This window comes from Nocardiopsis alkaliphila YIM 80379 (assembly GCF_000341005.1).
Taxonomy (GTDB): Bacteria; Actinomycetota; Actinomycetes; order Streptosporangiales; family Streptosporangiaceae; genus Nocardiopsis; species Nocardiopsis alkaliphila.
The window spans coordinates 1-12,675 of the sequence record NZ_ANBD01000103.1 but is presented as its reverse complement, the minus strand read 5'-3'; the positions used below and the strand labels follow the sequence as shown (position 1 = coordinate 12,675).

The 12,675-nt window shown below is 67.2% G+C and carries 15 protein-coding genes; 9 read left to right on the top strand and 6 right to left on the bottom strand.

What is annotated here, in order from left to right; all coding sequences use genetic code 11:
- The first annotated feature begins 64 nt into the window (after window positions 1-64).
- The 8 genes from D472_RS0114835 to D472_RS0114800 all read left to right on the top strand — a co-directional run bounded on the left by D472_RS0114835 (window position 65) and on the right by D472_RS0114800 (window position 4,813).
- Window positions 65-496, top strand: a complete 432-nt coding sequence (locus D472_RS0114835) for a gas vesicle structural protein GvpA (protein ID WP_017605271.1) — start codon at window positions 65-67, stop codon at window positions 494-496.
- Complete coding sequence (locus D472_RS0114830; RefSeq protein WP_017605270.1) at window positions 493-1,233, top strand: GvpL/GvpF family gas vesicle protein; 741 nt, start codon at window positions 493-495, stop codon at window positions 1,231-1,233. Before D472_RS0114835 ends, D472_RS0114830 begins: the two co-directional genes overlap by 4 nt.
- A gap of 94 nt (window positions 1,234-1,327) precedes the next feature.
- Complete coding sequence (locus D472_RS0114825) at window positions 1,328-1,573, top strand: gas vesicle protein GvpG (protein WP_017605269.1); 246 nt, start codon at window positions 1,328-1,330, stop codon at window positions 1,571-1,573.
- Window positions 1,574-1,587: 14 nt separating this feature from the next.
- Complete coding sequence (locus D472_RS25605; RefSeq protein ID WP_017605268.1) at window positions 1,588-2,247, top strand: prolipoprotein diacylglyceryl transferase; 660 nt, start codon at window positions 1,588-1,590, stop codon at window positions 2,245-2,247.
- Entirely contained in the window at window positions 2,234-3,322 is a 1,089-nt protein-coding gene (locus D472_RS0114815) for an SRPBCC family protein (protein ID WP_017605267.1), read from the top strand. The genes D472_RS25605 and D472_RS0114815 overlap by 14 nt, the downstream gene beginning before the upstream one ends.
- A 39-nt stretch (window positions 3,323-3,361) precedes the next feature.
- Window positions 3,362-3,772, top strand: a complete 411-nt coding sequence (locus tag D472_RS0114810) for a gas vesicle protein (protein WP_017605266.1) — start codon at window positions 3,362-3,364, stop codon at window positions 3,770-3,772.
- Between the two features lie 208 nt (window positions 3,773-3,980).
- Window positions 3,981-4,340, top strand: coding sequence for a gas vesicle protein (locus tag D472_RS0114805; RefSeq protein ID WP_017605265.1), 360 nt, complete (start codon window positions 3,981-3,983; stop codon window positions 4,338-4,340).
- The gene (locus D472_RS0114800; protein WP_017605264.1) at window positions 4,337-4,813 is read left to right on the top strand and encodes a gas vesicle protein K; all 477 of its coding nucleotides are present in this window, start codon (window positions 4,337-4,339) and stop codon (window positions 4,811-4,813) included. Before D472_RS0114805 ends, D472_RS0114800 begins: the two co-directional genes overlap by 4 nt.
- Window positions 4,814-5,003: 190 nt before the next feature.
- On the opposite strand, the gene D472_RS0114795 is transcribed toward D472_RS0114800, so the two are convergent.
- From D472_RS0114795 to D472_RS0114770, 6 genes are all read right to left on the bottom strand, one after another.
- Entirely contained in the window at window positions 5,004-5,690 is a 687-nt protein-coding gene (locus tag D472_RS0114795; protein ID WP_017605263.1) for a lytic polysaccharide monooxygenase auxiliary activity family 9 protein, read from the bottom strand.
- Between the two features lie 106 nt (window positions 5,691-5,796).
- A complete protein-coding gene (locus D472_RS0114790) occupies window positions 5,797-7,890 on the bottom strand; it encodes a xanthine dehydrogenase family protein molybdopterin-binding subunit (protein WP_026117704.1) in 2,094 nt (697 codons plus the stop codon).
- A 17-nt stretch (window positions 7,891-7,907) separates the two neighbouring features.
- Window positions 7,908-8,897 carry an FAD binding domain-containing protein gene (locus tag D472_RS0114785; protein ID WP_017605261.1) on the bottom strand — a complete coding sequence of 330 codons (990 nt, stop codon included), beginning with the start codon at window positions 8,895-8,897 and terminating at the stop codon, window positions 7,908-7,910.
- Window positions 8,894-9,397, bottom strand: a complete 504-nt coding sequence (locus D472_RS0114780) for a 2Fe-2S iron-sulfur cluster-binding protein (protein ID WP_017605260.1) — start codon at window positions 9,395-9,397, stop codon at window positions 8,894-8,896. The genes D472_RS0114785 and D472_RS0114780 overlap by 4 nt, the downstream gene beginning before the upstream one ends.
- 138 nt (window positions 9,398-9,535) lie before the next feature.
- Window positions 9,536-10,219 (bottom strand): GTP pyrophosphokinase, encoded by a 684-nt coding sequence (locus tag D472_RS0114775; RefSeq protein WP_083903489.1) that lies wholly within the window; start codon window positions 10,217-10,219, stop codon window positions 9,536-9,538.
- Between the two features lie 153 nt (window positions 10,220-10,372).
- Window positions 10,373-11,869: a carboxylesterase/lipase family protein gene (locus D472_RS0114770; RefSeq protein ID WP_017605258.1), complete on the bottom strand. Its 1,497-nt coding sequence runs from the start codon at window positions 11,867-11,869 to the stop codon at window positions 10,373-10,375.
- 226 nt (window positions 11,870-12,095) lie between these two features.
- On the opposite strand from D472_RS0114770, the gene D472_RS0114765 reads away from it, so the two are divergent.
- The coding region (locus tag D472_RS0114765) for an LURP-one-related/scramblase family protein (protein WP_017605257.1) at window positions 12,096-12,675 on the top strand (580 nt) is incomplete at its 3' end.

The window sequence follows — 12,675 nt, the reverse complement described above, 5'->3', positions numbered from 1 at the left end:
CACAACCCACTCGGCTTCGGCCGAGCCCACCACCGGTCATCCGACCGGGAAGGAAAGCCGATCCATGACCGTCATGCAGCAATACCAAGGCCCCTCGGGACACTCCGGCAACCTCTACGAAGTCCTCGACCTGATTCTCGACAAGGGCCTGGTGATCGATGTCTTCGCCAGAGTCAGCGTGGTCGGGATCGAACTCATCACGATCGATATCCGCATCGTCGTGGCCAGCGTCGACACCTATCTGCGCTTCGCCGAGGCCTGCAACCGATTGGATCTGTCCGACAGCCGTGGCGTGGGCCTGCCCGACCTCGTCGGCGGTGCCACCCAAAAGGGTGCTCAGAGCAAGACCAAGGGCGCGCTCAAGGGGGCCAAGGACGCCATCACCGACTCCTTCCAACAGGGTCGTGCGGACGAACGGGAGAAATCCGCTGAGCCCGAACGGCGGCGGAAGGGGACCCGCACCACCGGCGGTTCCGAAAAGCAGGCCCACAAGTGAGCACCTACGTCTACGGCATCGTTCGCCGAACCCCGACCGTCGACCCCTCCACACTGACCGGGGTCGGTGCTCCTCCCGCGAAGGTCCGCCTGATCGAGGAGGGCGACCTGAGCGCGGCCGTCAGCACCACCTCCGAGGACCTGTTGCCCAAGCGACGCGACCTCGCCGCCCATCAGGACGTCCTGATGAGGCTGGGCGAGCGAGGGCCGGTCCTTCCGATGCGTTTCGGCGCCCTGGCCCCCGATGACGAGGCGGTCGCCACCGAACTTCACGACAACGCGTCCCGCTACACCGAACTTCTCGACCGGTTGGAGGGATGTTTCGAGTTCAACGTCAAGGTCTCCCACGTCGAGGAAGAGGCCCTGCGAGTCGTACTCACCGAGGACGAAGGGCTGCGCGCGGCCAACGAGCGACTTCGCGCGATGGGGGGCGGCGGCCCGGACGAGCGCATGGCCTTCGGGGAACGCGTCTCGCACGCCTTGGAGGATCTACGAGAACACCACGCCTCGGCCCTGTTGCCCGTACTCACCGCGAGCGCCGAAGAGGTCGTCACGGGTTCGCCCGTCGAAGGGTACCTGGCCAACGTCTCCCTGTTGGTGCGCCAGGAACGAGCGCAGGAGGTCCTGGAGACGGTGGAGGAGCTGCGCCGCACCATGGGCCGGCTGATGGAGTTCCACCTCAACGGCCCGCTGCCTCCCTACAGCTTCGTCGAGACGGAGGAGCGAGAACACGCCTGAGCATGACTCGGCACGGATAGGGCCTCGGCACGGAGAACACGGAGCCCCGAACACCAGAAGTCGCAAGACGGCACATGAAGGACGGAGCCAGGGCATGGGACTGTTCACCGCTCTTTTGAGCGCACCGCTAGCACCGGTCCGTTTCGTCGGCTGGACGGCGGATCAGGTCCTCGACGCCGCCGAGCGTGAACTCTATGATCCCGCGGTGATCCGACGGGAGTTGGCGGAACTCGCCCGCATGGCGGACAACGGAGAGATCTCCGAAGAGGAATTCGACCAGGCCGAGGACGATCTCCTTCGGCGTATGACCGGGCGGGTGGACCCGCACGAGACCCACTGACCGGGGGAACGAAAATGGGCAACGCCGCGAAGGTCCTCCTGGCCGCCGGCGCCGGGTACGTCTTGGGCCGGAAGAAGAAGTTCAAGCTCGCCGTGGGACTGGGCCTGTATCTGGGCGCAAAGAAATTGAACATCAAACCTCAAGAGATCCTCACCGGTCTGGGCAAGGAGGTCTCCGAACTTCCTCTGGTGAGCGAACTGACCGAGCAGGGTCGGGAGCAGTTGCGTACGAGCACCAAGGACGCGGTCGACAAGGTCGTGGCCAAGTGGGCCGGTGATCTGGCCACCGCCCTGACCGAACGGACCGAGCGCCTCAATGGGACCACTTCCGCATCGGAGTCCGAAGAATCCGGGACCGGGGAATCCGAGGCGGACGAGAAGACCCCGGACGAAGAATCCGGGGTCGAGGAGGAGTCCAAGGCCCCCCAGGTCGAGGAGGAAGGGTCCACCGAGGAACCCGAAGCCGCCCAAGGACCCGAGCAAGCCGAAGAGCCGTCCGAGGCCGACAAGCCCGCTCCCAAGCGCCGACGGAGCAAGAGCACGAGCACCAAGCAGGCCTCACGCTCGAGCAGCACCTCCGCTAAGCAGGCAACGAGCGGTGGGCGTGGGACCACCCGCAAGGCCACCACCCGTAAGCGGGCGAGTTCGAAGGAGCACAGTGATGAGCGCGGGTGAAGAGGAAAGCGGTCCCCTGGCCAAGCTCCGTGAGATCGCGGACCGCAACGAGGGCACCTCCAGGCTCGCCGATGCGGTGGAAGACTACCTGTCGGCCAAGGCACGCAGCCTGGTGAGCGGTGCCTCCGGAAAGCTGGGCCAGACCGTCGAACGTTTCATGGGGGGCGGCGACGGTGGAGGTGCACTCGCCAAGGGCGCGGAGAAGATGGCCCAAGGGGAGGGGCCCCTCAAGAGTACGCTCGCCGCGGCCGGCCAGGGCGTCAAGGACAAGACCAAGGGCGCCGTCGAGACGTTGACCGGGGGCGGAGGCGACGACGAGGGCGGATCCGGCGGTGGAGGTGGAGGTGGCGGTAACAAGGCCACCAACATCGTCGAGGACATCGACGTCGGGGTGCCGGTGCGCGTCGCCTACAACCAGTGGAGTCGTTTCTCGGACTTCAGCGAATTCACCCACCGGGTGGAGAGCGTCGAGGAGGAGGACGAGGTCAACTCACGATGGAGCGCCAAGATCTTCTGGTCCAGCCGTTCGTGGAAGGGCATCGTCACCGAGCAGGTTCAGGATCAACGCATCGCCTGGACCAGCGAGGGCGCCAAGGGCACCACCAAGGGTGTGGTCACCTTTCACCCCTTGGGTGAGAACCTCACCAAGATCCTCCTGGTCACCGAGTACACCCCCCGAGGGTTCTTCGAACGCACCGCCAACCTCTGGCGAGCCCAGGGGCGACGTCTGCGCCTGGAACTCAAGCAGTACCGCCGCCACCTGATGATGCTCGCCGAAGCGCAGGCCCAGGAGATAGAGGGGTGGCGCGGCGAAATCCGGGACAGCGAGGTCGTGGTCTCCCACGAGGACGCCCTGGCAGAGGAAGAGGAACAGGCTTCCTCCGAGGAACAGGATCACTCCGAGGACGAGTTCTACGACGATGAGCCCCAAGGGGACGAAGCCCTCGAAGAGGAGGAGCCCGAGGACGAGGACTTCGAGGACGAGGAGCCCTACGACGAAGACGAGGACTTCGAGGAGGAAGGCCCCGACGACGAAGACTTCGAGGACGAGCCGGAAGAGGACGAGGCACGCTGAACCGACTCGCGCACACGTCCCACTCCATGGGAGGAACACGTGACAGAACCCGCGCCTTGGCGCAACTCGGCCCAAGAGGTCCGCCCCCGAGGTGGGTCCTCCTCGGCGAGTCTCGCCGACATCCTGGAAAGGGTCTTGGACAAGGGCATCGTCATCGCGGGCGACATCAAGATCAACCTGCTCGACATCGAACTTCTCACCATCAAGCTCCGACTGCTGGTGGCTTCCGTGGACAAGGCCAAGGAAATGGGGATCGACTGGTGGGAACACGATCCCGCGCTCTCCTCCAAGGCCAGGGAACGGCAGGACGATGAACTGGCCGAGGAGAACCGGCGGCTGCGCGAGCGCGTCATGGCCTTGGAAGGCGGACACTCACCCGAACTCGATCAGGCCGAGTCGCAGGCCTCCGAGCAGGCTCCATCTTCACGCTCTTTCGAGGAACGCCCATGAACCCGCCGAAGGAGGGCACGCGCGGGTACGCCATGACCCGGAAACGCTCTCGTCGCCATGGGGACGGTTCTCGGCCCGCGGACGTGCTCCGAGGCCTTGAGGGGAGCACGCATCGGCGGAAAAAGGTCGCCCGGTCCCGACCCGTTCGGACCATCTGCGTTCATCGGTGTCGAAGTCTTCTCATGCTCGATGCCACCACGGAGGCCTCATGACCACCCGTGACCCCGCCGTGCCTTCGGAACGGGAGCGGGGCGTCACCGGTTTCTTCGAGAACACGAGTTCTCTGGCACGGTCCTTCGACCAGGACCATCCGCTCGCCGACCGTGACATCTCACTGGTCGACCTGCTCGATCGTGTGTTGGGCAAAGGGGTGATCGTCACCGGTGACCTGACCATCTCCATCGCCGACGTCGATCTGGTGCGTGTGTCACTACGTGCTCTGATCTCCTCGATCAACGAGGACGTTCCCTCGCCCTGGGAACACGGACATCCGGTGCGGGGTGTGGTCCGGGCTCCCCGCACCGAAGCGCACCAGGACGAACGTTCCCGGAAAGGAGACCGTTCATGAGCGAGGGCCCTCGGCGCCGAGAACGCCCCGACGAACCGCGCGTTCCCCGTTCTGGTCACGTATACGACCTGGACGAGATGGACCTCGAAGAGGACGCTCCGGGGCCCGAACTCCTGGGCCGGTTGCAACGCGCCCTGGACGGGCCCGTCCCTCGTCCCCGGGGTTCCCAGGCCAGGCGAGAGCCCACGACTACGCACCGCCGGCTGGCCACCGACCCGGACACGGTCGAACGGGACCTGATCAAGCTGGTCCTGACCGTGGTCGAACTGGTCCGACAGCTCATGGAACGTCAGGCGCTACGCCGCGTGGACCAGGGGGACCTGAGCGAGGAGCAGGAGGAACGCATCGGCATGACGCTGATGCTGTTGGAAGAACGCATGGACGAACTGCGTGAACGCTACGACCTGACCGTTGAGGACCTCAACCTGGATCTGGGGCCGCTCGGTTCCCTCCTTCCCCGGAACGACTCCTGAACAGGAGGTCAGGGCCAGACGGGCCGTGGCCCCGGCTCCGCCGGCCACGCTCTGTGTCCGGTGCGTGGGCCGTTCGCTCGGGTGGTGTCCCCCGCTCGGGCGAACGCGGCGAGGTGTTCCGCCCCACCGATCCACCGAAACGGCAAGGGCCGGGGGAAGACCCCCGGCCCCTCCGTGTTCCTCAGCCGAATCAGCTGAAGTCCACGTCACTGCAGAAGTAGTAGCTCTGGTCCATGTGCGAGGCCTGCCAGACCGTGTAGACGATGTGGTGACCGGTACGGCCGGAGACGCTCACGTCGATCCAGATGTCCTCGACGGTCGGGTAGGAGCCGGTCTCCTCGACCAACTCCAGGTCGCCCCAGCCCAGTGCCTGTGTGGTCGGGTCGAATCCCTCCCTGGTGACGTAGACCTGGAAGTAGTCGGCGCCGTGACGTGCGCCGTCGTGCAGGTGCAGGGTGAAGTCGTCGCCCACCGGCGTGGTCTCCCACGCCCCCACGGTGTCCATGGCGTTGTAGCGACCGTTCTGGGTCTGGCCACCGCTGCACAGAGTGCCATCGGGGACGGCGCCCCGGTGGTCACCACCCACGTTGTCGCGGTACAGGCCGTTCCAGTTCCACATGGCGTTGGGGTCGGCCTGCCACGCCTGCCAGCACATGGGGTCTTCCTGCGCCATGTCCGGGTTCAGGTGATCGGAGCCCCAACGCTCGAAGCAGCCGTAGGCCCGAGCGGCGGGGTCGACGATGGAGCCGTGCGCGGAGGCCGGAACGGCGCTGAGGCCGACGCCCAAGAGGGCGACCGCGCCCAGAACAGCGGTCCGGGTCAGGGTACGACGCGGATCGGAGGTGGTGACGGGGGTGGTAGCGGGGTCGTTGTTCATCTTTCTTTCGCGTCCTTCGGTGAAACTCACCGGGAGCGCTCCCGCACGCCATATTACCCTGCGCCACCGAACCCAAACACGAAGTCTCCACCGGACCCGTCACCGCTCAGCTCAGGAACCGGTCCGGTGTCAAAGGCAACTCGCGCACCCGGGTCCCCGTCGCGTGGAAGGCGGCGTTGGCCACGGCCGCCGCGCTGCCGACGATGCCGATCTCACCGACCCCCGCCGCGCCCAAGGCGTTCACACGCGGATCGGCCTCCTCCAACCACTCCGCCTCGACCCTGCCCACGTCCGCGTTCACGGGCACGTGGTACTCGGCCAGATCCCCATTGACCACGTGACCGAACCGAGGATCCACCACCCCCTCCTCGTGCAGGGCCATCGACATGCCCATCACCATCCCGCCCACGAGCTGTGATCGTGCGGTCCTGGGGTTGATGATCCGGCCCACGGAGAAGACCCCCGACATCCGCGGCACACGTACCTCTCCGGTGTCGGCGTTGACCCGCACCTCCGCGAAGTGGGCGCCGAACGAGTACAACGCGTACCGCTCCTCGTCCGGGTTGTGTGGTGTCCCGGCCCGGGAGCGCGCCCCCGGAGCGGGGTCGCCACCGTGTTCGTCCCGAAGGCGACGGGCCGCCGCGACCACGGCCGATCCCCACGAAGAGATCCCGGAGGAGCCACCCGCCACACTGGCCGGGGGAAGGTCCGTGTCCCCGATCCGCAACCGAACCCGATCGATGCCGCATCCCAGCGCGTCCGCGGCGATCTGGGTGAGCGCCGTCCACGTGCCGGTGCCCAGATCGGCCGCCCCGATGGAGACCGTGTAACGCCCTTGCCCCTCATGGGCGATCTCGGCCACCGAACCCGGCATGGTCGACCTCGGGTACATGGACGAGGCCACCCCGGTGCCCACCCACCAGTCACCCTCTCGCCGTGCTCGGGGCTTGGGATCCCGTTCGTCCCAGCCGAACCGTTCGGCCCCCCGACGCAGACACTCCACCAGGTGGCGGCCAGACCACGGCAGCCCCGTCTGCGGATCACGCTCCGGCTCGTTGCGCGCCCGTAATTCGATCGGGTCCAGCGCACACGCGTAGGCGAGCTCGTCCATCGCCGTCTCCAACGCGAACATTCCCGGTGCCTTCCCGGGCGCACGCATCCAGAACGGGATCGGCACGTCCAAGGCCGCAAGCCGATGCGTGGTGCGCCGGGCCGAAGCGGCGTACATCGTCCGCGAGCACGCCCCGCTCATCTCCGCGTACTCCTTGGCCCGGGAGGACGTCTCCACCACGTCGTGGACGAGCACACCGAGTCGTCCGTCCTCCTCGGCGCCCATCCGGATCCGTTGGACCGTGTCCGGCCGATAACCCACCAGGGAGAACATGTGCCGCCGGGTCAGCGCGAATTTCACCGGTCTTCCCGGCGACGCCTTGGCGGCCAGCACCGCCAGGACGTTGTGGGCGTGCGCCGACCCCTTGGACCCGAATCCACCGCCCACGTGCGGTGAGACCACGCGTACCCGCTCGGGGTCGAGCCCCACCACCTCGGCCACGGTCCCCCGGACCACGTGCACCCCCTGTGTGGAGTCGTACAGCGTGAGCCGCTCGGTCTCCTCCTCCCACAGCGCGATCGTGGTGTGCGGCTCCATGGGATTGTTGTACGCGCGCGGCGTCCGGTAGGTGTGGTCGATCCGCACCGTGGCGGCGGCCAGAGCGCCCTCCACGTCACCCTGTTCGGTGTCGGGTTCCACACCGGCGTCCTCCGCGTCCGGTCGGTACACCTCCCGCCCGGGCGAGGATGGGTCCACTTCGTGGCGGAGCGCCTCGTACTCCACCCGTACCAGGTCGGCCGCCTGACGTGCGATCTCGGGGCCGTCCGCGATCACGGCTGCCACGAACTGCCCCCGAAAGAGCACCTCTCGGTCCTGTAGGACCGCGAATTCTCGATCCCCGGTGTCGACCAGACGCGGGGCGTTCCACGGGGTCAGGAGCGCCCGCACCCCTTCGATCGTCTCGGCCTTGGCCGTGTCCACCGAAAGCACCCGCCCCCGCGCCACGGTCGAGAGCACCGGATGCAGGTACAGGGGATCGTCGAAGGGATGCTCATAGGCGTAAGGGGCCGTGCCCGTCACCTTGGCCCGGCCCTCCAGTCGCTCCATCGGTTCGCCGATGGCCCCGGCTCCCGGTGCCACGTCCACCATGTCCCTCACCTCACCGTTCACCGGGTCGCCCCCGTCAAAGATCGCAGAACCGCTGCGCACGTGTTCACCGCCAAAGGCACCTTGAAGGCGTTCTCTCGCCCGGTGCGCGCTTCGACGAACTCGGTCTCGGCCGCCACCCGGAAAGAGGCCTCGGTCACCAACCTGTCGCGCAACGCCTCCTCGGCCCGGTGGGCCCGCCACGGGGCGTGGGCCACGCCACCGAAGGCGATCCGCGCATCGGCGATCTGCTCACTTTGAACACGCACGATCACGGCCACCGACACCAGGGCGAATGCGTAGGAGGACCGGTCACGTACCTTGCGGTAGGCGGACCGGGCACCCTTGGGCGGCGCGGGCAGGTCCACCGCGGTGATGAGCTCCCCGTGTTCGAGGACGGTGTCGCGCTCGGGGTCGGCCCCCGGTAGGCGGTGGAAGGCCTCAAGGGGTACCTCTCGCTCACCCGACGGGCCCAGCACACGGACCACCGCCTCCAGCGCCAGCAACGCCACCGCCATGTCGGAGGGGTGGGTGGCCACACACTGCTCCGAAGCTCCCAGTACGGCGTTGTCCCGCCCGTACCCCTCCAGTGCGGAGCACCCGCTTCCAGGAGCACGCTTGTTACAGGGGGTGGTGACGTCCTGGAAGTAGGGGCAACGGGTGCGCTGGAGCAGGTTTCCGCCGGTCGTGGCCATGTTGCGGAGCTGTCCGGAGGCACCAGCCAGCACGGCGGAGGAGAGTAGCGGGTAACGAGCACGGATCAACGGATGGGCGGCCAGTTCACTGTTGGTCACCCCCGCTCCGATCCGGACCCCGCCCCGAGGTAGCTCTTCGACCTGGTCACCGACCACGTCGCGCACGTCCACCAGGGCGGTGGGCGAGGCGATCCCCAGCTTCAGGTGGTCGACCAGGTTGGTGCCGCCCGCGAGGAAGCTCGCCCCGGGGTCCGCGGTGACGGCTTCCACCGCCTCCGCGGCCACGCTCGGGCGTGAGTAGGTGAAGGGGATCATCGGGACGCCTCCCTGATCGCGTCGACGATGCCCGGGTAGGCGCCGCAACGGCAGAGGTTGCCGCTCATGCGCTCGCGGATCTCGGCCTCATCGAACTCCACCGGGGCGCCCAGGTCCTCGGTGACGTGGCTGGGCCATCCCTGGTCGACCTCGGCCAGCATGCCCACCGCCGAACAGATCTGACCCGGTGTGCAGTAACCGCATTGGAAACCGTCGTGGTTCAGGAAGGCCTGGGCGACCGGATGGAGTTCCTCCCCCTCCCCCAGTCCGGCGGCGGTGGTCACCTCGGCACCATCGTGGGCGACGGCCAGAGCCAGACAGGACAGGATCCGCCGGCCCGAGAGCAGCACGGTACAGGCACCGCACTGACCGTGGTCACACCCCTTCTTCGGCGAATACACCCCCAGACCGTCGCGGAGTGCGTCCAAAAGCGTGGTCCGGTTGTCGACGGTGAGTTCACGGCGTTCACCGTCCACCGTCAGAGTGATCGTGGTGTCCAAGGCCGGCTTCCTCCCCGAGCGCGAACGGGTCTCATTCCCACTCGGCTTACCGGTGAGGACGCCGGTCAAACGGTCGTGAGCGCACGAACCGGCCGGGCCCATCGCCCCCTGCCGCTCCCTCGGGCTCTTCGGGCGGCCTCAGTCGGTGCGTCGGGAGTTGACGCGGTCGGCCAAGGCACCCAACAGCTCATCAGCCAACGGAATCCTGCGTAGGTCGTCCGGCCCGGGGAGCGGTTCCTGAGAGTGATCTCCCAGGTCACGTACCTCATCGTGCAGTCGTTCCATCGTCACGTCCAGCCGGTTCGCGGTTCCTGCGGCCGAGCGCAACTCGTCCAACAACCCTTGGGGCACCGACTTGCCGTACTTGTAGTAGATCTTGTGTTCAAGACTGGCCCAGAAATCCATCGCGATGGTGCGGATCTGGATCTCCACCGGGACCTCCACCGTCCGGTCCGACATCCGAACCGGCGTACGGACCAGCAGGTGCAGACTCCGATACCCGTTGGGTTTGGGCGAACGGATGTAGTCCCGTTCCTCCATCACCCGGATGTCCTCACGCCCGGAGAGCATGTCCCGGATGGTGTAGGTGTCGGAGATGAAACTGCACGTCACTCGGATACCGGCGATGTCCAGGATCTCCTGGGCGATGCTGTCCAGGTCCAGGGCCACCCCACGACGCCGGGCCTTGGCCAGGATGCTCGCCGGGCTCTTGAGCCGCGAGCCCACGTGCTCGATCGGGTTGTGGTCGTGTGCGTAGCGGAACTCCTCATTGAGAAGGTTCACCTTCAACAACAGTGTGTCGATGGCGAACCGGTACGACATCAGGAAGCGTGCGACGTCCTCACGCGCTTCCAACAGCGCTTCGGACACGTCATCCACAACATCAGCCCCCACAACACCAGCAACATCGAAATCGCATGTTATCCGTGGGAGACATGAGCCGTGGAAACATTCGGCGCCGCTGGATGCCGGCGGCTACCTGGGGGCGAAGTCGACGTCGGCCCACAAAGCCCGAAGCGGTGAGGTGTCCTTTTCCCGCACGGTGTCCTCCACGTCCCAGACCCGGACCACGGTGCCTTCGGGCCTTACCGCCGGCCACCCCGGGTCACCGGTGGCGGCGAAGTCCCGCCAGGCCTGGACCATGCGCTCCGACAACGCGTGCATCCCCGCGTCCGGTTCTCCGTCGCACAGGAAGACCGCCAGGTCGCTGTCGAGGTTACCGAAGGCGAAGGGGAGATCGAAGGCGTGGCAGGCGCCCAGACGGCCCTCCATCGTGAGACTCTGCGCGGCGAAGCGGAAGAAGAACGCACGCCCCCCGGCGGCGGCGTGCGTTTCGGCGAAGCGCACCGAGTACTCGCAGAACAACGCATCACCCTGAATCTGGTTGAACAGCTCCCGCAAGGAGGCGTCGGGGTACACGGCCCGGTAGGACCGCACGGCGCCCTCTTTCAACCCCAAACGTCCAGCGGTGATCGCCAAGGCCCCCTCCCCGTCGATCTCCACCTGCTGCCCTAGTTCGGTGAACAGGCGATACTCCTCGGTGTTGTGCCCGACGAGCAGGTCCACCTCCCGGGCCTGACCTCGGCCGATGGCCGCCAGCGGAGCTTCGGGCAGTTCGGGCCCACCGACCACGGGGGCGTAGCAGGTGAACGCTTTGGTGCGCACCCCCTCCTCGGAGCGGCCCCGGCCCGAGAGCACCACGTCCGTGGCCTCCAGGATCTTCTCCGGAGCCAAAGCGGCCAGTGCCTCGGCCTCCAAGGGCACACCCGCCGCCTCGGCTACCGCCTCCGACACCGAACGCGCGGTGTCGGTGGTGATCATGTCGCCGGGCACACTGTGCGCGATGGCCCGATGGAAAAGGCCTCGGGCCTCGGGCGAGGCCATCAGGCACACCACGGAGCCGGCGCCGGCGGACTCACCCGCGATGGTGACGTTGTCGGGGTCGCCGCCGAACGCGGCGATGTTGTCGCGCACCCAGCGCAGGGCCGCCATCTGGTCGAGCAGGCCCCGGTTGTCGGGACGCCCCGGTACGTGGCCGAAGCCTTCGAAACCCAGCCGGTAGTTGAGACTCACCACCACCGTACCGGCGGCGGCCAGGTGGGAGCCTTCGTAGGTGGCCTCGGATCCGGAACCGACGATGTAGGCACCGCCGTGGATCCACACCAGGACGGGGGCCTTGGCGTCCGGTTCCACCGCGCTCCACACGTTCAGGACCAGGCAGTCCAGGGAGGTGTCCGGACTCCAAGGAGCGGCGCCGATGAGCTGGGTGCCCTGGGGCGGAGGCGCGCCGAACTCGAAGCAGTCGCGTACCTCCTCCCAAGAGGAGGCCGGTCGCGGTGCGGCGAACCGGTGTTCTCCGAAAGGCGCCGCCGCGTACGGGATGCCCCGGTAGACCGTGACTTTTCCGGATCGGGACGAGGGGGTGCCGCGAACCGGTCCGTTCACGGTCGTCACGATGTGTTCGGCGTCCACCTGTGGCCTCCTTGGGTCGGTACTGTCACCACCTAACATTGTTAGGTTTGTCTGCGCAAGCCCCAGCGGAGTCGACACCACCCCGCCAGACCCGACCGGAACCGGGCAGCGGCCACGCGCGTCGAAGGCGGGCGATAGGTTCTCCATCGGATTCCCCCGAGTCCCTCCCCGCCTGAACACGCTGACTCCGCCGCCCCGTGTGGACGGCGACGCTGGAAAGGCCCCCATGCACGCACCCCTGTTCACCGCCCCCGTACTCCTGATCGAACAGCCCCACCAGCTGTACGCCCATGAAGGTCACTACGAGGTCCTCAGCGAGTCCGGTCACCCCCTGGCGTACGTGAACGAGCACATGATCGCCTGGTCCCGTCGGCAGGGATCCCACCCCCCGCACCGGTTCACCATCTACGGACCCGACGGCTATCCTCTGCTCACCCTGGACAAGCCCTGGGACCGAGGCCGTCCCTACATCCACGTGACCGGCCCGCACGGCGAGCCCTACGGCAGCATCGTGCAGGATCGTTCCTTCATGGGGTCGCGTTTTCGCCTCAACGACCCCCGCGGTCACACCATCGCCGAGATCCGCGGCGACTGGGGCGGTTGGGACTTCACCATCCTCGACCACACCGGGATCGAGATCGCCCGCATCGGCAAGGAGCATCCCGGATTGGCGGGCGGGTTCTTCACCACCGACGACCGCTACGCCCTGGAGTTCGCCTACGACCTGCCCTGGCCCCTGCGTCGCCTGGTGCTCGGTGCGGCCATCACCATCGACGTGCTCCTCCATGAGCGCGAGCCGGACTTCT

Excerpts from the sequence above, each read along its gene's own strand:
- D472_RS0114790 (WP_026117704.1), bottom strand. The coding sequence starts at position 7,890 with ATGGTGGACGTGGCACCGGGAGCCGGGGCCATCGGCGAACCGATGGAG.
- D472_RS0114825 (WP_017605269.1), top strand. The coding sequence starts at position 1,328 with ATGGGACTGTTCACCGCTCTTTTGAGCGCACCGCTAGCACCGGTCCGT.
- D472_RS0114785 (WP_017605261.1), bottom strand. The coding sequence starts at position 8,897 with ATGATCCCCTTCACCTACTCACGCCCGAGCGTGGCCGCGGAGGCGGTG.
- D472_RS0114800 (WP_017605264.1), top strand. The coding sequence starts at position 4,337 with ATGAGCGAGGGCCCTCGGCGCCGAGAACGCCCCGACGAACCGCGCGTT.
- D472_RS0114805 (WP_017605265.1), top strand. The coding sequence starts at position 3,981 with ATGACCACCCGTGACCCCGCCGTGCCTTCGGAACGGGAGCGGGGCGTC.
- D472_RS25605 (WP_017605268.1), top strand. The coding sequence starts at position 1,588 with ATGGGCAACGCCGCGAAGGTCCTCCTGGCCGCCGGCGCCGGGTACGTC.
- D472_RS0114815 (WP_017605267.1), top strand. The coding sequence starts at position 2,234 with ATGAGCGCGGGTGAAGAGGAAAGCGGTCCCCTGGCCAAGCTCCGTGAG.
- D472_RS0114835 (WP_017605271.1), top strand. The coding sequence starts at position 65 with ATGACCGTCATGCAGCAATACCAAGGCCCCTCGGGACACTCCGGCAAC.
- D472_RS0114795 (WP_017605263.1), bottom strand. The coding sequence starts at position 5,690 with ATGAACAACGACCCCGCTACCACCCCCGTCACCACCTCCGATCCGCGT.
- D472_RS0114775 (WP_083903489.1), bottom strand. The coding sequence starts at position 10,219 with ATGTCGTACCGGTTCGCCATCGACACACTGTTGTTGAAGGTGAACCTT.